This window comes from Herbivorax alkaliphila (assembly GCF_030848475.1).
Lineage (GTDB): Bacteria > Bacillota > Clostridia > Acetivibrionales > Acetivibrionaceae > Herbivorax.
The window spans coordinates 15,794-36,275 of the sequence record NZ_JAVDDS010000003.1; the positions used below are offsets into that span (position 1 = coordinate 15,794).

The 20,482-nt window shown below is 34.2% G+C and carries 18 protein-coding genes; all 18 read right to left on the minus strand.

Translation table 11 applies throughout. The features are described from left to right. Positions 1-20 precede the first annotated feature (20 nt). Complete coding sequence (gene flgK, locus RBH29_RS01465; protein WP_306694626.1) at positions 21-1,607, minus strand: flagellar hook-associated protein FlgK; 1,587 nt, start codon at positions 1,605-1,607, stop codon at positions 21-23. Between the two features lie 6 nt (positions 1,608-1,613). Beyond that, positions 1,614-3,662 carry a flagellar hook-associated protein FlgK gene (gene flgK / locus RBH29_RS01470; RefSeq protein ID WP_306694628.1) on the minus strand — a complete coding sequence of 683 codons (2,049 nt, stop codon included), beginning with the start codon at positions 3,660-3,662 and terminating at the stop codon, positions 1,614-1,616. Between the two features lie 28 nt (positions 3,663-3,690). Then, positions 3,691-4,191 (minus strand): flagellar protein FlgN, encoded by a 501-nt coding sequence (locus RBH29_RS01475; RefSeq protein ID WP_306694630.1) that lies wholly within the window; start codon positions 4,189-4,191, stop codon positions 3,691-3,693. A 118-nt stretch (positions 4,192-4,309) separates the two neighbouring features. After that, the gene (flgM, locus tag RBH29_RS01480) at positions 4,310-4,597 is read right to left on the minus strand and encodes a flagellar biosynthesis anti-sigma factor FlgM (protein WP_306694631.1); all 288 of its coding nucleotides are present in this window, start codon (positions 4,595-4,597) and stop codon (positions 4,310-4,312) included. A 272-nt stretch (positions 4,598-4,869) separates the two neighbouring features. Further along, positions 4,870-5,304: a MerR family transcriptional regulator gene (locus tag RBH29_RS01485; protein ID WP_306694633.1), complete on the minus strand. Its 435-nt coding sequence runs from the start codon at positions 5,302-5,304 to the stop codon at positions 4,870-4,872. A gap of 211 nt (positions 5,305-5,515) precedes the next feature. Beyond that, on the minus strand, positions 5,516-6,175 hold the full coding sequence (locus RBH29_RS01490; protein ID WP_306694635.1) for a ComF family protein: 660 nt from the start codon (positions 6,173-6,175) through the stop codon (positions 5,516-5,518). Between the two features lie 25 nt (positions 6,176-6,200). Then, complete coding sequence (gene recD2 / locus RBH29_RS01495) at positions 6,201-8,411, minus strand: SF1B family DNA helicase RecD2 (protein ID WP_306694637.1); 2,211 nt, start codon at positions 8,409-8,411, stop codon at positions 6,201-6,203. 72 nt (positions 8,412-8,483) lie between these two features. Continuing rightward, the gene (locus tag RBH29_RS01500; protein ID WP_306694639.1) at positions 8,484-8,858 is read right to left on the minus strand and encodes a glycosyltransferase family protein; all 375 of its coding nucleotides are present in this window, start codon (positions 8,856-8,858) and stop codon (positions 8,484-8,486) included. A gap of 147 nt (positions 8,859-9,005) precedes the next feature. Beyond that, positions 9,006-10,184, minus strand: a complete 1,179-nt coding sequence (gene metK / locus RBH29_RS01505) for a methionine adenosyltransferase (RefSeq protein WP_306694640.1) — start codon at positions 10,182-10,184, stop codon at positions 9,006-9,008. A gap of 91 nt (positions 10,185-10,275) precedes the next feature. Further along, the gene (gene ftsH / locus RBH29_RS01510; protein WP_306694641.1) at positions 10,276-12,081 is read right to left on the minus strand and encodes an ATP-dependent zinc metalloprotease FtsH; all 1,806 of its coding nucleotides are present in this window, start codon (positions 12,079-12,081) and stop codon (positions 10,276-10,278) included. A gap of 159 nt (positions 12,082-12,240) precedes the next feature. Then, entirely contained in the window at positions 12,241-12,780 is a 540-nt protein-coding gene (gene hpt / locus RBH29_RS01515) for a hypoxanthine phosphoribosyltransferase (protein WP_306694642.1), read from the minus strand. A 19-nt stretch (positions 12,781-12,799) separates the two neighbouring features. Then, complete coding sequence (tilS, locus tag RBH29_RS01520; RefSeq protein WP_306694643.1) at positions 12,800-14,203, minus strand: tRNA lysidine(34) synthetase TilS; 1,404 nt, start codon at positions 14,201-14,203, stop codon at positions 12,800-12,802. Positions 14,204-14,261: 58 nt separating this feature from the next. Next, complete coding sequence (dnaB, locus tag RBH29_RS01525) at positions 14,262-15,599, minus strand: replicative DNA helicase (RefSeq protein WP_306694644.1); 1,338 nt, start codon at positions 15,597-15,599, stop codon at positions 14,262-14,264. Positions 15,600-15,679: 80 nt separating this feature from the next. After that, a complete protein-coding gene (gene rplI, locus RBH29_RS01530) occupies positions 15,680-16,129 on the minus strand; it encodes a 50S ribosomal protein L9 (protein WP_306694645.1) in 450 nt (149 codons plus the stop codon). A gap of 70 nt (positions 16,130-16,199) precedes the next feature. Next, positions 16,200-18,206 carry a DHH family phosphoesterase gene (locus tag RBH29_RS01535; RefSeq protein ID WP_306694646.1) on the minus strand — a complete coding sequence of 669 codons (2,007 nt, stop codon included), beginning with the start codon at positions 18,204-18,206 and terminating at the stop codon, positions 16,200-16,202. 58 nt (positions 18,207-18,264) lie between these two features. Then, positions 18,265-18,603, minus strand: a complete 339-nt coding sequence (locus tag RBH29_RS01540) for a MazG-like family protein (protein WP_306694648.1) — start codon at positions 18,601-18,603, stop codon at positions 18,265-18,267. A gap of 123 nt (positions 18,604-18,726) precedes the next feature. Further along, complete coding sequence (pheA, locus tag RBH29_RS01545) at positions 18,727-19,560, minus strand: prephenate dehydratase (protein ID WP_306694649.1); 834 nt, start codon at positions 19,558-19,560, stop codon at positions 18,727-18,729. Between the two features lie 138 nt (positions 19,561-19,698). Further along, positions 19,699-20,334, minus strand: a complete 636-nt coding sequence (locus RBH29_RS01550; RefSeq protein ID WP_306694650.1) for a hypothetical protein — start codon at positions 20,332-20,334, stop codon at positions 19,699-19,701. Positions 20,335-20,482: the final 148 nt, after the last annotated feature.

A 20,482-nucleotide genomic window follows, 5' to 3' on the forward strand; every position in this document is an offset into this window, starting at 1 on the left:
TAACCCCTCCACCACTTTTGTCATATTCCAACTCTATTTACAAGCAAATCATATATTTCATTCATTGTATTTATCATTCGAGCCGCTGCTGTATATGCATGTTGATGTCTTACCATATCTGCCATCTCTTCATCTAAAGACACTCCCGAATCTGAAAGTCTTCTGTTTTCAATCTGTTTGGTTAAAATCTTTTGGTTGTCTGCAAGCCTTACTGCCTGCTGGGAGTCGACCCCCATAGTGGATACTATTGATACCATAAAGTCCTCTGGTGCCCCTTCTGAAAACATATGAGGGTTGTGTCGCATTTTTATCAATTCATTTAAATTAACTATATTACCTATTTCCTCAGGTGCATCTGCTGCTGCTATTGTGCTTAAATCTTCCATTATGTCAGCTGACACTGAGAAGTTTTTGGCAGTTAAATTCTCATACCTAGCCTCTATATCATTCATACCTGAAGCTCCATCTATAAAGTCTTCACTGTTTACAGGCTCTCTATCTTCTCCTGTCATTGTAAAAAACCTTGTACCTGTAACTGGGTCATTTCCATCATAAGAAATACCATATCCATCTGCATGTCCCATTCCATCATTGCCATCAATATATCCTTCATTAAATGACATGGCGAAAGTTCTTACAAACTCATCTAGTTTTTTTATATAAAAAGGTATCCCTTTATATACAGGACTTCCATTTTCACCTTCATTTCCATCTCTAACATCAAGCAAACCCTTTAATTCTCCGCCTTTTATATCAAGGCTATTTCCATCTTCCCATTCTACCCTAAAGAGGTTTTCAATATCCTCATCATTTATCTTTTCATCCCTCTGTTTAACTGAAAGAGAACTAAAATGAAAATGATTTACAAATGCCTTTCCACTTATGGTTATAATCATTTTTTTGTCTTCTTCCCCATTTGGAAGCTTCCCTGTCACCACTTCATTTGCGTCTATATTTACAATTCCCGAAAGCTGATCTATTAAAACAGTTCTCTGATCTCTAAGGTCGTTTGCACTGTTCCCATCCAACTCTGAATTGTATATTTGTTTGTTTAGCTGTTGAATTTGCATTCCTAAAGAATTTGCCTCTGCAACCTTTGTATCTACCTGATAATTCAAATCATTTTGAAGTTCTTCAAAGTGGTTGGCTAAACTGTTAAAATAATTTGTAACAGTCTCTCCTGTCTGTCGTACCAAAGACCTTACTGCAAGGTTTCCAGGATCTTTTGAAAGCTCTTGAAGGGAATCGAAAAATTCATCTAGTATGGCATTAAAACCACTTTCGGAAGGTTCACCCAACATAGCTTCCATATCACCTAGTACTGTTTTTTTTGCTTCCCACTCATTAAAAGCCGTATTTTCACTCCAGTATTTAAAATCCAAATACTCATCTCTGACTCTATCAATCCCAATAACTTCAGATCCTGTACCCAGCATACCTGTACCGTCAAGTAATGCCATCGGCCTTGAGACGACCTGATCGGTTTTTTGCCTAGAAAAACCAGGCGTGTTTACATTGTTAATATTGTGATTTATAACATCTAAATTTTTCTGGGATGTATAAAGCCCTCTTTGTGCGACGTTAAGTCCATAAAAAGATCCTCTCACAGATCATCACCTCCCTACGATTCCCATTCTGCTAACTACCGTCTCTATCATTTCATCTAAAACATTCATTGTTCTTGCCGAAGCAGTATACCCAAATTGATACTTCATCATTCTTGTCATTTCTTCATCCATGGATACACCCATTATTGACTGTCTCTGTGCATCTACTGAACCCACTAGCTTCATCTGGTTTTCACTTATTCTTTCAGCCTCTGATCCTCCATTTCCTACACCAAGTACTATTGATTGATAATAGTCATCTGTAGTAAGTATTCCTTTATAATCCTGAATAAATGCCCTCTGTCTCAAACTAGAAATCTCTATACAAATGCTATTGTCTCCACTGTCTCCTTCGGTAGAGGCAACTATATTATTTAAATCTGAAAGATTTTCATTTAATTTTATATTTTCCATCTCTAAAGGATACTCTGAATTTATAGTTGTAAAAAAGTCATCTCCATCTTCTGGTGGATTACTTAAAGTTTTTCCACTCTTGTGTATGTAATTTATTTCCCTTACAAGTATATTTATCAGGGCATTTAATTTTTTATTCAAGTCAGACACTATGTCCAAAGAATCAGGTACAACACTTATTTTATCATTTATATCTTTGTTCATGCTTCTATAAACTTTTGTCATGGCATCTAAAAAGTCTTCAACCTCAATATTATGAAATTCTCCATTTGTTTCACCAGAAACAGTCTCCCAAGCATCTACAACATCGGCTCCAAAACTTGTTTCATCCTTTACTACGGAAGTATTTAAACCTATTGAATTTAATCTGTCTGCATAATCTTGAGCCTGAGCATCTGTAATATTTGAACCTGTTCCGCCTTCACCTGTAAAGACAAGTGCATATTTATTTGAGTTTTCCCTGAAATCATCTGCATTTTCTAAAATATTTACAACACCTTCAAACTCTGTTCCGCCACCGGCATCTTCTTCAATATTGTCAACTTCATCCAGTAATCCTTCAATATCATTTCCAAAATTAATTTCTTCCTCAGTTGCTCCTCCATATAAAACCAACCTGTAGTTGGCATCAAGCCCTATTTTTTCTGTTCCCTCAACATATTCCTTTATTGATTCTTTTACACTGTCTAAATAATCATCACCTGCATTTGAAACATCAACTGCAAACGTTATATCAGACATTGTATTTGGGGTTCCATTCTCTATGCTTCCCTTTTCTCCAATAACTTCCCCTCTAGACTCCATAAGCCCTTTTATTATGCCGCTTCCAGCTGGCAATTCCACACCTGAATCTTCTAGCACAGGAACATAAAATTGTCCACCTTCTGGATTCTCCACTGCTTTAATATTTGTGTTTTTATCTCTATGTACCAGAAAAAAACCTCCACAGGTTATGTCAAGCTGACCATCCTGCATTTCTCTAACCTCTACATTAAGAAGCTCTGACAGCCTGTCCATCAATAAGTTTCTCTTATCCCTATAGTCATTTGCATTATCCTCAGTTGCCTCTACCTTTAATATCTCTACATTTAAATCTGCAATTTGACGTGTAATGTCATTTACTTCATCTATTCTAACCCTTAATTCAGAGTTTAAGTCTTCTTGCAACTTGCCAAGCTGACTTCCCATATGGTTTATGTGATAGACAAGAGATTCTCCTCTCTGTCTTACCATTGCTCTGGCTGTAAGGCTGTCTGGTTCTTTTGAAAGTTCCTGCCAGGAATCCCAGAATTGATTCATCACATCCTGCAAACCACTTCCCATAGGTTCTGCCAAAATAGCCTCAACATCACTATAAGTTTTTGACCTTGTTTCCCAGTATCCCAAGCTTGTACTTTCCTGTCTATATATATTGTCCAAAAATGAATGCCTTATCTGTCTTGTCTCCTGTATATCTGCACCAAGCCCAATTTGTTTTTGACAATCCAGATTAACGTTAGGACCTGTAGCAATCATAGACTGTTGCCTAGAAAATCCCGGTGTATTTACATTTGATATATTATGCCCTGTTACAAAAAGGCCTCTTTCATTTACATACATTCCAGAACGAGCTGTTTGAAAAGCACCAAATCCGACTGACATAGTATTACCTCCATGTATTGTTGCTATTTTAAAGTTTTAAATCCATATATGTTTTTTTCTTTTCTTCATTTACTTCTCCATTATCACCATAGTTATTATTACTTTCGGTTGCAGAAGATAAAATGTTTAGTGAAAAATCAATATAATCTATGGAATTTTTTATAAGCCTTGAATTTAAATCATTAATATCCTTAAGCTCTGTTAAGATATTTCCTATCTTTTCTTTATAGTCAATAAGTTTTTTTGAGTTCTCTTCATTTAAATGCTCTGAAAGTTCAGAAACTGTTAGTTCAGAAGATTTTATATTTAATTGATTGGATATTTCCTCAATACAATTTTCCCTTAGAATTTCTAGTTTTCCTATTTTGATTACAAATGACTGTTCAAGTTTAGTCATCTCATCAAGCTCTGACACCTTCCCACCAATAATTACATCTGTTTTGTCTTTAGATATTTGTAAGATGTTTTCATAGATACGTGATTCCTCATTTAATACATCAATTAGCGAATTTAACTTTTCGTATTCCATCCTATACACCACCTGAAATTTATTTTGTAATATGTTATTTCTTGGCCATTGCTAAATAAACTTTTTGCGGGAAAATCACGAACTTAATTCGCTGTTAACCCGCAAATTTGAAATGAAACTATAATTTTTTTTCAGTAAGCCCTTTTAGTACACTATTCGCAATATCTTTTCCACTTACCTGATAATTTCCAGACTCCATTTGATTTTGAAGCCTTTCTACTTTGTCCTTTCTAATATCAGGAACATCTTTTAAAGCTTTCATAGCAGTCTGAAAGTCCTTTGCCTGACCTGAAATAGATACCACGTCTTTTTTGGATGTTGCCTTGCTAGCTTTGTCTGCCTTATTAATGTTTTTTTGACTGTCATACACTCCGTTTACCTTTGGGATCTCTCCCCGGATTTTCATAAGTACCACCTACCTCCTCCTGGAAAAATTTTATATATTTAACACCTCAGTGCTACCTAAATATTATTTACCTTACTTATATATTAAACTGTATTTTTTACTGTGTAGTAAGAGAATATATAATATTTAATTAGCACTGTATAGTATTAATATCATCATTAGTTCATCAATTCTTTCCCCCTATATAAATATTATCGTCCAATATAAAAAATAATTTAATACATTTTTTGTTTTTTATCAATACTTATACTTTAATCTTAAAAAATGTAAATCTATCTATCTTTTCTATTTAAATATCTCATTCCTGAGCCTTTCTTTTTTCCTTCCCTTTCATTTTCTCTATCTTTCATCATCGACTTGCTCATCTGACTGGTTGTTGCCCTGATACTATCAACAACACTGCTAGAACACTCCTTACAAAATCTCCCGCTGCTAATTGCTTTTCCACATTTTTCGCACTCTAATAGCATATTCCCTTCACTTCCAATTATCTCTAAGCGTTCATCTCGCAAATATGACTTTATTCTTCGCACACTTATTTCTAATTCGTTTGATACCTGAATAATAGATGCTTTAGGATTGTCATATAGATAATCCTTCACCCTTTGAAAATCCTCCTCATCCTTTTTTTTACAAGTTGGACAAATAGGATAGCCTCCTAAATGATTGAAAATTTTACCACAGCTTTTACAATTCCTAACATCCATAACCTTCATTACCTCCTATATTTATTATTGATTGTTTTTTTTGCCTAACTTTGTCTGTTTAAAATTAAGTAAACTGAAAGTAATGAAAACAAACCCTGTAATTGCTAAATATTTTTTCTATATAATATATTTCGTCAAATAAAGTGAGAAACTTTATCATAATAACATAAATATCTTGCAATAATTTATTAAATATGAAATTCTCGTATTCCTAAAATTTTCTGCCTGATGCTAAAACAGCAACAAACACCTTTTTAGCACCAGCTTCTTTTAATGTACGACTGCACTCATCTAGAGTGCTCCCTGTGGTCATTATATCATCAAATAGAAGTATGTGTTTATCTTTTATTTGAGAAGGATCTACCACCAAAAAAGCCTTTTTCACATTAAAAGGCCTTTTATATTTAGGCAAAAGACTTTGACTCTCGGTATTTTTCACCCTTTTTAATAAATCGGATTTTTCTTTTATTTGGATTAATTTGCTCAGTTGATTTGAGATAAGATATGCCTGATTGTATCCTCTAAATTGTTCTTTCTTTTTATGAAGAGGTACACTGATTATTAAATCTATATTGGGAAGATTCTCTGTTTTGTTTATTTTATCCGCCAAAAGTCTAGCAAAAACCTTATAATAAGATGTTTTGTTGTAGAATTTATATCTTATAATCGCATCTTTTAAAATCCCGGTGTATTTACACATGCATATTATCCCATCGTAAAAATCTCCCGTCTTAATTATTCTGTTGCCTTTAAGGAAGGGGATTTTAGATGGACAGTTGTTGCAAATACATTCTTCGCTTTTAACATCCAAAATTTCATTGCAAAATATACACTTTGGCGGAAACAATAAATTTCTAAGCCATTTTATCATTTTATCACCAGCTAGTATGCTATTTTTATCTCTTAATACAATTTAATAATTTCCCTGCCAAATCTGAATTTCTACTGGTTTCCCTGTCATTTTGAATCATCTGTTGGAGAATTTTTTTACAGCCAACAAGAATAACCAGATTTCTTGCCCTGGTCACAGCTGTATACAGTAAATTTCTTGTCATCAACACCTGAGGTCCTGAAAACACAGGCATTATTACTACTGGAAACTCACTTCCCTGACTTTTATGAACTGTAACTGCAAATGCCGGCTCTAATTCATCTAAAACTGTAAAGTCATAGTGAACTATTCTTTCATCTTCAAAACAAACAACCACCTTTTGCTCTTCACTGTCTATTTTGAGAATAATACCAGTGTCTCCGTTAAAAACACCTGTACCTTCTTGAAGGGGGTCATCTTTTTTTTCCCACTTTAAGTTATAGTTGTTTTTTATCTGCATCACCCTATCCCCTTCACGAAATAAATACTCTCTAAAAAGCTTTTCTCTTTTATGTTTTCCCGGGGAATTTAATATTTTTTGCAATTCTTTATTTAAATTTGAAACTCCAGCCATACCCTTTCTCATAGGTGTCAACACCTGTATATCTCTCATAGGTTCAAAGCCATAACATTTAGGTATTCTTGTGCTGCTAAGTTCTATTACAGCTTTAACAATTTCCATAGGGCTGTTTCTAGATACCAAAAAAAAGTCCTTGTCCTTATTATTTAAAATAGCTTCTTCTCCTCTATTAATCCTGTGGGCATTGACTACAATCATGCTCTCCTGTGCCTGCCTAAACACTTCTGTAAGTTTTACAGTTTTGATAACCTCACTTTTTATGATGTCGCATAAAACATTTCCCGGTCCTACTGAAGGAAGTTGATCCACATCTCCAACAAGTATCAACCTTGTCCCACATGCCACAGCTTTAAGAAGGTTATTCATAAGAAGTATATCCACCATTGACATCTCATCTATTATAACCACATCTGCTTCAATTGGATTTGCTTCTGTCTTCATAAATACAAGCTCGTCCTCATCTCCTGCATACCCTATTTCTAAGAGCCTGTGGATGGTTTTTGCCTCATAGCCTGTAGCTTCTGTCATTCTCTTTGCTGCACGACCAGTGGGAGCTGCCAATGCAAATTCATATCCTTCGCTATCTAAAAGGTTAATGATTGTTTTTATAATGGTGGTCTTACCTGTACCAGGCCCCCCGGTAATTACAAGCACCCCATTTATTAATGCTTCTCTTACAGCCTCCTTTTGTTTGTCGGCAAGTTCAATCCCCTCTTTTAACTGGACAGATTCTATTTTTTCGTCAAAATCACTTAAATCACCTTTAAACTCAACCATGGACAGGTCAAAAAGTTTCCCACATGTACTGAGTTCTGCATTGTAAAAGGAATTTAAATATACCCTGTTACAGTCTTCACATTTTTCAACATAAACTGATTTGTCCATAGCAAGAGATATAAGCATATCATCAATATTTGAAATATCAACATCTAAAAGGTGGGAAGTGTACTCAGTCAATTTATCACTTTGGACAAAAGTATGTCCACCAATTGCAGCCTGTGACAATACATATTTTATACCACTTACAATTCTATGCTCCGAACATGGATCAATTCCAATGCTTTTTGCAATTCTATCTGAAGTCTTAAAAGTTATCCCATATATCTCTTCTGCAAGTACATAAGGATTTGATCTGATTTTTTCAATAGTTTCACTTCCAAAGAGCTTGTATATTTTAGCAGAAAAAGTTGGACTTATTCCATATTCCTGCAAAAATATAACAACATCTTTAAGGTCTTTTTGCTCTTCAAAAGTCTCTCCAATTCTCAAAGCCTTTTGAAGGTTTATACCTTTTACATGGGACAGTCTTTCTGGATTAAACTGAATAACGTTTAAAGTGTCCTCACCAAACTTGTTTACAATTTTTTTAGCAGTTGCAGGTCCAACACCTTTTATAAGGCCTGAACCTAAATATCTTTCAATGGCTTCAATTGTTTCAGGGAGCATTTTTTCATACATCTCAACCTTCAGCTGCTCTCCATAATCCGGGTGGTTCACCATTTTGCCGGTAACCTTTAGTATTTCCCCAACATTTATAAATGGCATAAAGCCTACAGCAACTATGTCATCTTCATCACATTTTATTTCACATACAGTAAATCCATTTATTTCATTAGTAAATATTATCTCCTCAATTGTACCTTTATAAGTAATCAACACATACACCCTTACTCTAAATTTAAATTATCAAATTAATTATAACATACCCTTAAGGCAGCTACAATCAGGTTAGTTTGTTCTACTCTCTCCCTCTTCTTCAAATGTGTTGAAGATAGTGTCTTTTTCACTTTTCTTTAATACTTCCAAGCATTCATAATCTTTTTCTAGTTTTTCTAATATCTCCAATGTATCATCTTTAGAGCCCATATCCAGTACAATAAGTCTTCCCTCTGGCATAAGCTTTCTTATAAAATTTCTCGGCAAGACATTTCTAAGTACTCCTTCAATTGCATCTCCCTGATTTTTTACTATTAATACAAGTTTAATCATTGAATTTTTGTATTTTGATTTGTTTTTAATTGTCACTGCTAAATCGTGTATAAGTGTGACGAATCCATATGTAGCAAGAATAAACATTACAATTTCAAAAACCTTTTCAGCCACCTTTTCTCCCCCTAAAGTACAGTTTTAGTCTTATATAGCATATGAATTATAAGGCATAACTGTTACAAAAGACAAAAAGACAAGGGGACGGTTCTCCTGTCTCACTTTTTAAAAGTGAGACAGGAGAACCGTCCCCTTGTCTTTTTTTTATATTCTTAAATCATCTGCTTTGTCTGTTTTTTCCCAGGGAAGATCTATGTCTGTTCTGCCAAAATGTCCGTATGCTGCTGTCTGCTTATATATAGGTCTTCTCAAATCCAAGCTCTTTATTATACCTGCGGGCCTTAAATCAAAGTGCTTTTCAACTAGCTGTTCAATTTTTTCTTCATCAACTTCACCTGTACCAAAAGTATCAACTCTCACCGAAACAGGTCTTGCAACACCTATTGCATAAGCCAACTGCACTTCACATCTTTTGGCAAGTCCTGCTGCAACTATATTTTTTGCAACATAACGTGCTGCATACGTTGCTGAGCGATCAACCTTTGTAGGATCTTTTCCGGAAAAAGCTCCTCCCCCGTGTCTTGCATATCCTCCATAAGTGTCAACAATTATTTTTCTCCCAGTAAGCCCTGCATCTCCCTGTGGCCCTCCTACAACAAACCTTCCTGTTGGATTGATGTAAAACCTAGTTTCATCATCAATAAGGTTAGAAGGAATTACAGGGGTTATAACATGCTCAACTATATCTTTTTTTATTGTTTCTAAATTAACATCATCACTGTGTTGAGTGGAAATTACTACAGCATCCACCCTTACAGGCCTGTCCCCTTCATATTCAACTGTAACCTGGGACTTTCCATCAGGTCTTAAATACTTAAGTACATTTTCTTTTCTCACATCGGTAAGCTTTTTGGTAAGCTTGTGAGCAAGTGAAATTGGCATAGGCATCAATTCTGGCGTCTCATCACAGGCATATCCAAACATCATTCCCTGATCACCTGCACCAGTTGCTTCAATTTCTTCATCTGTCATTTCGCCTGTTTTAGCCTCTAATGCTTTATCAACGCCCATGGCAATATCTGGTGACTGCTCATCTATAGCAGTCAAAACAGCACAGGTATGCCCATCAAATCCAAACTTTGCTCTATCGTACCCTATTTCTTTTATTGCATTCCTTACAATCTTAGGTATATCAACATAACACCTGGTTGTAATTTCACCGGAAACAAGAACCAGACCTGTGGTAACCGATGTCTCACAGGCTACTCTTGCCATAGGATCTTCAGAGTAAATTGCATCTAACACTGCATCAGATATCTGGTCACATACCTTGTCTGGATGACCCTCTGTAACAGATTCTGATGTAAATAATTTTCTTGCCATCCCCAAAACCTCCTTATTTTAACAAGAAGACAAGGGGACGGTTCTTCTGTCTCACTTTAAGTGAGACAGAAGAACCGTCCCCTTGTCTCTTTTATGCACCGCTAAGTAATTCTTCAAATTCATTACCATCAATCTTTTCTTTTTCTATCAATGTATTTGCCACTGAATGCAATTTATTAATGTTTTCGTTTAATATATTTGTTATTTTATCATAGCAGGAATCAATTATATGCTTAACTTCTCTGTCAATCTGAGCTGCAACTTCTTCACTGTAATTTTTTGACTGAGCCATATCCCTTCCTATAAACACTTCATCGTTTTCATTACCAAAAATTAAATTCCCCAGTTTCTCACTCATTCCATACTTAGTTATCATACTTCTTGCAACTCCATTTGCTCTCTTTAAGTCTGAATAAGCCCCTGTACTTACTTCACCAAGTATAAGATGTTCAGCAGCTCTCCCGCCTAGTGCAACAACAATGCTCTCTAGCAAATGGGACTTTGTATTATAACTTTTATCTTCGTCAGGCTTAGGGGCTGTAAAACCCCCTGCCATACCTGATGGTATTATTGATATTCTGTCCACCGTATCTGTTGTAGATACGTATTTTATTGCCATAGCATGACCTGCTTCATGGTAAGCTGTAAGTTTCTTTTCCTTTTCGCTCATAACCCTGCTCTTCTTTTCCGGCCCAACAATAACCTTAAATACCGCTTCTTTTATTTCTGACATAGTTACTTTTGTCTTATCAGCCCTTGCAGCTAGTAATGCTGCTTCGTTAAGAAGATTCTCAAGGTCTGCACCAGTAAAACCCGGTGTACTCTTTGCCAAGTCATCTAACTCTACATCTTCTGATAAAGGCTTTCCTCTTGAATGAACCTTTAATATTTGCTCTCTACCCTTGATATCCGGCAATCCTACCACAACTCGCCTGTCAAATCTTCCAGGCCTTAAAAGTGCCGGGTCTAAAATATCAGGTCTGTTTGTTGCTGCTAGAATAATTACACCTTCATTAATGCCAAAGCCGTCCATTTCAACAAGCAACTGGTTTAACGTCTGCTCACGCTCATCATGTCCGCCTCCTAGGCCTGCTCCACGATGTCTTCCAACAGCATCAATCTCATCTATAAATATGATACAGGGTGCATTCTTTTTTGCCTGTTCAAATAAATCTCTTACTCTTGATGCACCAACACCTACAAACATTTCTACAAAGTCTGAACCACTTATACTAAAGAAAGGAACTCCTGCCTCACCGGATACCGCCTTTGCCAAAAGAGTTTTACCTGTTCCAGGAGGTCCTACCAAAAGAACTCCCTTAGGAATTCTAGCCCCTAATTCAACAAACTTTTTCGGCTGCTTTAGAAAATCTACAATTTCTTCAAGTTCTTCTTTTTCTTCGTTTGCACCTGCAACATCATTAAAATTAACTTTCTTTTTATCATCAACAGACATCTTTGCTCTGCTTTTGCCAAAAGACATAACTCTGTTTCCGCCTCCGCCTTGAGATTGCTGGAGAAAGAAAACCCAAAACAAAACAAATATGACTATCAAACCTAATGTAGGTATCATAGCTACCCACCATGGAGGTGTTGGAGGTTCTTCAAAGATGTAATTAAATCCTCCTTCTCCTTTATAATACTCTTCTGTCTGTAAAGAAAAGAGATGTACATCAGGTATATATGATGTTTCAACTTTATCTTCTTCACCTACCATTGTTATCGTAGCTTCATTTCCTTCAAGTATAATTTCTTCTACATTTCCATTTTCAATTTGCGTCATAAGTTCAGTATATGACATATCATCAGGCTTTCCACCGTCTTGGAAAAGCATAATAACCAATAATAATATTATAAATAATACAATATAAAAGCTCATGTTTTTAAAATGTTTCAAATAGCTCCCTCCTCAACTTTTTAACTTTATAAATACTAGTACTCTTAAAACCTTTTAGCAATTTAAGTAGTAATCTTTAACTAATCATGCATACAACAATTATTCTACAAATACAATAAAAAATCAATATAAAAAACATTAAAAATATTTTTTTTATGATTATTCGTAATAAACATGTGGTTTTAGTATACAAACGTCTGGTAAGTTTCTATATTTTCCCGCAAAATCCAGCCCGTATCCAACAACAAATTCATCAGGTATTATTGTTCCCTTATATTCAATTTCAATTTCCACTTCTCTAGTGGAAGGCTTATCCAATGCGGTGCAACACTTTACACTTTTAGGGTCTCTTGCCACAAAAAGGTCTTTGATGTATCTTAAGGTAAGTCCTGAGTCAACTAAATCTTCAACAATTAAAACATGCTTACCCATTATATCAATATCAATATCCTTTATTATACGGACTATACCAGATGAGCGAGTAGAATCTCCATAGCTTGAAACTGAAATAAAATCTATATCTAAAGGCAGGTCTATTTCTCTTATAAGGTCAGCTAAAAAAACCACACCTCCCTTTAATACTCCTATCAAGACAAGTTTTTTCCCCTGATAGTCCTGTGTAATTGTTTTTCCCAGTTCCTTTACTCTCTTTTTCAACTCCTCTTCGGTAATCAATACCTTTTTAATATCCTCAATCATATTTACCTCCCTGTTTCCTTCAACTCTTTTTTTTTATAAATTCAAGTTTTAATACTTTTTTAGTACTTTCAGTAACTTTATATTTATCATTTATAGTATATCCTATTATCCACACTATTTCTTTGTCTTTTGCAACAAGAGGAATTTCATTCCTTATATCTATCGGAATTTTTTTATCAATAAAATACTTTTTTATTTTTTTTGTACCATTTGAATTAAAGGGTTTAATTCTATCTCCATCTTCTCGCTTTCTTATATTTATTCCCTCTTCTATCCTGTCATAATCAAAATACTGAATTGCTGCATTCATTTTATTTTTTTTATACTCATCTAAATTTACAGCATCAATCACACTAGCTCTCACAATAGATTTTTCTTCCTTAATAAAAGTATCACCAGGTATATTTAGCTTTATGTTGTAAAAATTAATCTGTTGAAAACCTTTAAATTGATACACCCTTAGAGTTTCGTATGATTTTTTCACTCTTATTTCACGAGGAAGATGTATCTGTGCTCCTACTCTGCCATCTAAAGCCAGTTTTATTATATCCTCAATATGTATACTTTCTATTGCTTTTATACAACCTGTCGCTTCTATTATTGCCTTTCTTAATATCCTTCCCTTTGCTCCTTTATGATAAGTATTAAATACTTTTGTATTTAATACTGTCTCTCCATCTTTTCTTTCAACTAAAGACTTATTATACAATTTCTCAGTAGAATATTCAATAAAATTATCCTCAAATTTTATTATTTCAGACATTTTTACAAGTTTAGATGTAACATCTATATCAAAGAGACTGTTTATATATGGTATCAAATCAAGTCTTACCTTGTTTCTGGTGTAAACTGTCTCTAAATTTGTCCTGTCAATTCTCGGATCTAAACTATGTACATTACAATATTCTTCAATTTCAAACCTTTCAATATCAAGAAGAGGTCTTATAATCTTACCTCTTTTAAACTCCATACCCTTTAAACCTGAAAGCCCTGTACCCCTTATGATATTCATTAAGACTGTTTCAGCTTGATCATTTTTATTATGTGCCACAGCTATTTTTTCTGCATTAAACTCTTTTGCTACTTTTTCAAAAATTCTATATCTTTCTTTTCTACCTGCCTCTTCTATAGAAAGCTTTTTCTTTTTTGCAGTATCTTTTAGGTCTATACGCTCTGTTTTTAAATTAATATTTAGCTTTTCACAAAGTCTTTTGGCATATTTTTCATCTTCGAAGGAATCCTTTCCTCGAAGCATATGATTTACATGGACTGCTAAAATTTTTATATTCATACTCTCTTCCATGCCTTTAAGAACATGAAGAAGACATACTGAGTCCGGTCCTCCGGACAAACCAACTATTACAGTATCACCTTTTTTAATAAGGCATTTGTCTTTTATGTCTTTTAAAACTTTTCCAATCATACGAATATGATAGCTCCCCTAATTTATATTTTTGTAATGTGCAAATATTTTTTACAAATTACTCTCTAAATTTTTCCAAGTTGGCAAATTTAGTGTATTGCCCTAGCCAAGCTAAATCAACAGCTCCTGTGCCCCCGTTTCTGTGCTTTGCAATCATTACCTCTGCCACATTCTTTTTTTCTGTTTCAGGATTATAGTAGTCGTCTCTATAAAGAAACATTACAATATCTGCATCCTGCTCAATTGCCCCTGATTCTCTCAAATCACTCAAAATAGGTCTGTGATCTGCTCTAAGCTCTGGAGCACGACTAAGCTGAGACAGTGTTAAAACAGGTACATTTATCTCTTTTGCAAGGATTTTCAAAGACCTTGATATTTCTGATATTTCCTGCTGTCTGCTGTCATTTCTTCCTCTACCCTGCATAAGTTGTAGATAGTCAATAATAACAAGCCCCAGATTCTTCTCCATTTTTAGCCTTCTGCACTTTGCCCTTATTTCCATAGCTGTCATTCCGGGAGTGTCATCTATATAGATTGGAGCATCAGAAATAGGCCCTAAAGCCTTGGCCACCTTTTCCCAGTCACTGTCTTCTAATTGACCAGTTCTCATTCTTTGGGCATCTACCATGGCCTCACAACACAGCATCCTGTTAACAAGCTGTTCTTTTGACATCTCAAGACTAAATACAGCAACTGGAACCTGAGAGTGAATCGCTGCATGCTGTGCAATGTTTAAAACAAACGAAGTTTTACCCATGGCCGGTCTGGCTGCAATTAAAACCAGGTCAGAATTATGAAGTCCCGACGTCTTTTGATCAAGATCTGCAAATCCTGTAGGAATACCGGTAACATTTCCTTTGTTGTTGTAAAGTTCTTCTAGCCTATCAAAGGTTTCTAAAAGCACATCCTTTATTTGAACAAATCCTTGATTATTCCTCTTTTGGGAAATATCAAAAATGCCTTTTTCCGCCCTGTCCAAAATATATGCAACCTCTTCTGATGCATCATATCCCATGTTAATTACTTCAGAGGAAGATTTAATAAGCTTTCTTAATATGGATTTTTCCTCAACAATTTTAGCATAGTGTCTGGCACTGGCAGTAGTTGGAACTGCGTTCACCAAATTAGTAAGATATTCTAATCCTCCTACACCATCTAAAGAACCTCTCATTTTAAGCTGTTCAGATACTGTAATTAAGTCAATAGGCTCTCCTTTTTCGTATAAATCCATAATTGCCTCAAAAATTTCCTTATGGTCTTCCCTGTAAAAATCAGAGCCATCAATTGCCTCAGTTATGCTTGATAAAACCTCTTTGTCTAAAAGAGCAGCACCTAAGACTGACTGTTCAGCTTCTATATTTTGAGGAGGTATCCTCCCCAATGAACCTAAGTCCATATCCTTACCCCTTAAATTTTATTTCTTTCTTTACCAATCCACTTAAAGCTCACATGTTTAGCTTTAGCTAAACGAGTTCACTATTTCTCTGGTTCAACCTTTACAGAAATCTTTCCTGATACACCAGGATACACTTTTACCTCTCCTTGGTATGTTCCTACAGCCTTTATAACCTCAGAAAAATTAATTTTCTTTTTGTCTATTTTTATTTTATGCTTCTTTTTTAATTGTTCAGAAACATCCTTGCTTGTAATAGAACCAAATAGTTTACCATTATCACCTGCTTTTACTTTAAAGTTCACAGTAATACTTTCAAGTTTTTTGCAAAGTTCTTTTGCATCGGCAAAATCCCTATTTTTTTTGTTTTTTTCCGCCTGTTTTTTAATTTTCATATCGTTCATGTTTTTAGAAGTTGCCTCTACTGCAAGTCCTCTTGGAATTAAAAAATTTCTGGCATATCCATCATTGGGATTTACCATATCTTCTTTTTTACCTAATCCTTTTACATCTTCTTTTAAAATTACCTTCATATTATCTCTCTCCTTCAAATTGTATACTTACAGAAATAACTTTTTATTTATTTCTGATTTATAACATCTGTTAATTAGAGTCGGGTATCTCTTCCTTATATTCTTCTATAGACTCTTTAAGTTTTTCAATTGCTTCTTCAACTAAAACATCTTTAAGTTGTGCTCCTGCAAAGGTCAAATGACCTCCTCCTCCAAGCTTTTCTAATATTATCTGGACATTTATATCTCCTAGTGACCTCCCACTTATGGATATCCCATTTTTTGTGTCACACAGTACAAAAGCTGCCTGAAGTCCTTTAAGACTTACAAGTTGATCTGCTGCCTGTGCCGCTATTACAGTTGCATTTTTTATATCAGATGGACATATTGAAATAGCTATACTATCATTATATAATTTCGCAGCCCTAACAACATTTGAAATATGAATATATGTATCAAGGTCATTTTGAAACATTTGTTTTACGGAAACGGTATCCACTCCCTGCCTTCTTAAAAATGCTGCTGCTTCAAAAGTCCTGACCCCCGTCTTGAATGTGAAATTTTTTGTATCCACCATTATCCCTGCATATAGTGCTTCAGCTTCAATAGAATTAAGTTTTACATTTTCATCAACATATTGCAAAATCTCTGTGAGCAACTCACAGGTTGATGATGCATATGTTTCTTGGTATGTAAGAACTGCATCCTTTAAATAATCGGCTCCCCTTCTATGATGATCAATAACAACTATCTGCTCTGTATATTTTATCAAATCTGGTGTTTCTGTAAAGCTGGGTTTATGTGTATCTACAATAACCAGCAAGGTCTTTTTGCCTGTTTTCTCAAGGGCATCCCCACTAGATATAAAAAGATTTTCATATTTTTTGTCTGCCTCAATTTTAGAAATCATACTGTCAATATTTGAATTTGACTTGTTTAAAACTATATTAGCCTGCTTTTCTCTTTTTTTTGCTATGCTGTAAATCCCTAAAGCAGCTCCAAGACAATCAATATCACAATTTTTATGTCCCATAATTATTACATCTGATGACTGATCAATAAGCTCTCTAAGTGCAAAAGCAATCACCCTTGCCTTTACTCGCGTTCTCTTTTCAATCTCTCTTGTCTTTCCCCCATAAAAGGATATCTCTTCACCATCTTTTATAACAACTTGATCCCCTCCTCTACCTAACGCAATATCCAAAGCAGCATTTGCATAACGAAATTTATCTAAAAGGGAATCTCCACCTTTTCCAATACCTATACTAAGGGTAACAGGTATTTTATTTCCAATATTTATCTCTTTAATGCTGTCTAAAATATCAAACTTTTTCTCCTGAAAGCTTTTTAAATATTTATTTTCAAAAATAAATAAATATTTATCTCTTTCATATTTTTTAACAATCCCACCTGTGTACCCTGTCCAGCTGTTTAACTTAGTCTCTATTTCTACAAACATCTGAGGCACCTGCGTATCTTCAATGCTCTGCATCAAATCATCATAATTATCTATGATAAAAATACCAACTACCACTTTCTCATCATTATATATCTTTTTCATATTCACCAGCTCTGTATTGTCAATAAAATACAAGAGCAATATAATACCATCGTCATTAATCTTGCTGTCAGCTTCTATAAAATTGCCTAAAACACAATAGTTTCTGCCATGAATTTTAGTTTCGTCTGAAAAATTCATAGTTTCATTTGAAAAACTTTCAGGATTTAATTCCTCTGCAAATGTCTGTATTGTCTTTTCTAACAGTTCTTCCCCCTCAAACACCTTTTTAAAAGACGAATTATACCAGATTATAGTTCCATCCAATTCAATTAATACTAAAGGCATAGGAAAATTTAGTAAGGTATCTTTTGTTGCCATATCAATATTAAATGTAAGGTTTTCAATATATTGAGTTATTTCCTTTTTTCTTTTATAATTTGATTTAAAATTATAGTACAAAAGAAACATAAAAAATATAAACCCTGGCACAGCCACCATTATTTCTAAAAATGCAGTTATTATTAATAATATAAATATTATTAATAGATAAAAACTGGCTTTTTGTATAAAAATCCCTGCAAACTTTTTACCTTTCATTATTTATTCTCCTGTATTTCAAGTTGTTTGACTTTTTTAACATTTATATGTAAAATATCTATTTATTATTTATCCTTGAGCAGTTAAGGTGTTTTGAAAGTTCTGACAAATCGCCATAATGCTTCTCCACATCATGATTTTCTAAAAGCCCAAGCTTCACTTTATTTTCTATCTTAATTTCAATTGCATTATAGTTTATTCCTAATCGCCTTCCTAGCAAATAACAAATCAAAATAATATTAGACAAAGTTTCTGCAATTGATTCGTGAACTTCTTCTCTAACTCCATTTACCAACACTTTGAAAAGTGTTGCAATATCGGTAAGAAGTTCACTTTTAAGCCACTCAATAATTTTTATATTTCTTGTAATGTCAATTTCTCTATCAAAAAAAGCCATGTCATCACTCCAACAAGTTGTATTTATACAAAGTATAGTTGTTAAATGTTACTGAATTTTATGCTGCCATATATTATAACATTAATTATTTAATACGTGTGAAATTTCCCAAAAACAACCTCATTATTTAATACTGTATTCAGGATATGAGCCTAAAAACTTGTAAAAGGATGTTTTTCTTTTCACCATTGTCAGAGAATCTTTCAAATCTTCTTCCTCTACATGACCATTTAAGTCTACAAAAAATATGTACTTTCCCAATTTGTTTTTTGCAGGTCTTGATTCAATTCTAGTCATATTAATATCCCAAAGACTAAATATGTCAAGTATTTTATATAGACTTCCAGGCCTGTTGTCAGTTGAAAAAACTATAGATGTTTTATTTTTCGACTTTTTCTCAGCATCCTCTTTAGATACAATTACAAACCGAGTTAAATTGTTAAAATTGTCCTGTATGGATCTATCTACAATTTCCATATCATAAGCATGGGCTGCTGTTACCGATCCCACAGCCCCCATGTCTTTATTCCCTTCTGCAACTTCCCTAGCAGCTTCAGCAGTGCTGTACACATATTTTATTAACGCATCTGGAAACTTTGAGTTTAAATACTTCCTGCACTGCCCTATTGGCTGGGGATGGGACAAAATATACTTTATGTCTTCAATTTTTGTCCCCTTTCTCACCATGAAATTTTGATTAACTGCGATAACTATTTCTGCCTTAATCTTAAGATCTACATCTGTTGCAAGCATATCTAAAGTAACACTTACAGCACCTTCTAGAGAATTTTCAATAGGTACTATCGCCTCATCTATTTCATCATTATTCACTGCATAAATCAAATCAGGCATGGTGTTATAAGAGCACTCCAAAAAGCCTTCCCTGCCTTTAACATATTCAATCATAGCCTCTTGGGAAAATGTCCCCTTAGGACCTAAATAACCTATCTTTTTCATAACATCTCCTTATGTTTACGGTAAATTCACTACATTTCATAATAACACTTTTTTTTCTTTTTTCCAAGGTGAGGCAGGGGGACGGTTCTCTCGTCTCATTTAAATGAGACGAGAGAACCGTCCCCCTGCCTCACCTTCTCACCTAAGCTCAATAGTCTGCATCATTTCATCTAATTCTTCCTCTTGCTCTTTAGTTGAATAGGATGTTATAAATGTTATTGCATTATTTTTTATTATTTTTACATAAAACTTTTGAGTAACATCAAAATCCTCACGCTCAATAGTACTTTCCAAAACGTAAAACTCTGTATTTCCAGCTTTTTCCATATATATTTCTTCTGAAAAATTGTATCCAATATCTATACTCTCAAAACCATCTTTCATAATTTTAAGATATTCCCTTTCTCCATCAATATCATAATAACCTGAAAGATCCTCTGCTAAGCATGTTATTTTAGGTTCAAATGAATCTTCAACATCTTTATATGCCGCTAAAAGATATACCTGCTCAAATTCTCCAGCTTCAAGCTTTTCTTTAAACTTCTCATCATCCCCACCTGCGAATTTCGTTCCTCTAATTGTAATCGCAATTTTTTCCTCCTCACTCATCAATTCCCAATCTTCATTGATTTCTATCTCAAGTCCAAAGTATTCATTTATATATCTTGTCCCGTCCATAGTGCCTAAATTCATTTTTTGGGTCTCACTAGAGCCACAACTGCCTAAAAGCACTAAAGCTATAACAGCTACCAATACAGTACTAATTTTTTTCATCTCTATTCTTCCTTTCTATTCTTAACCTATATAAGCATAGTTTTAATTAAGATTATCATATCAAAATAAGCAGGTATTGTGCAAGTAACTCTATTTTTTAAACTAAAGTTTAGCAGTTTAGAAGCTGTAAAAGCAGGATATATATTTA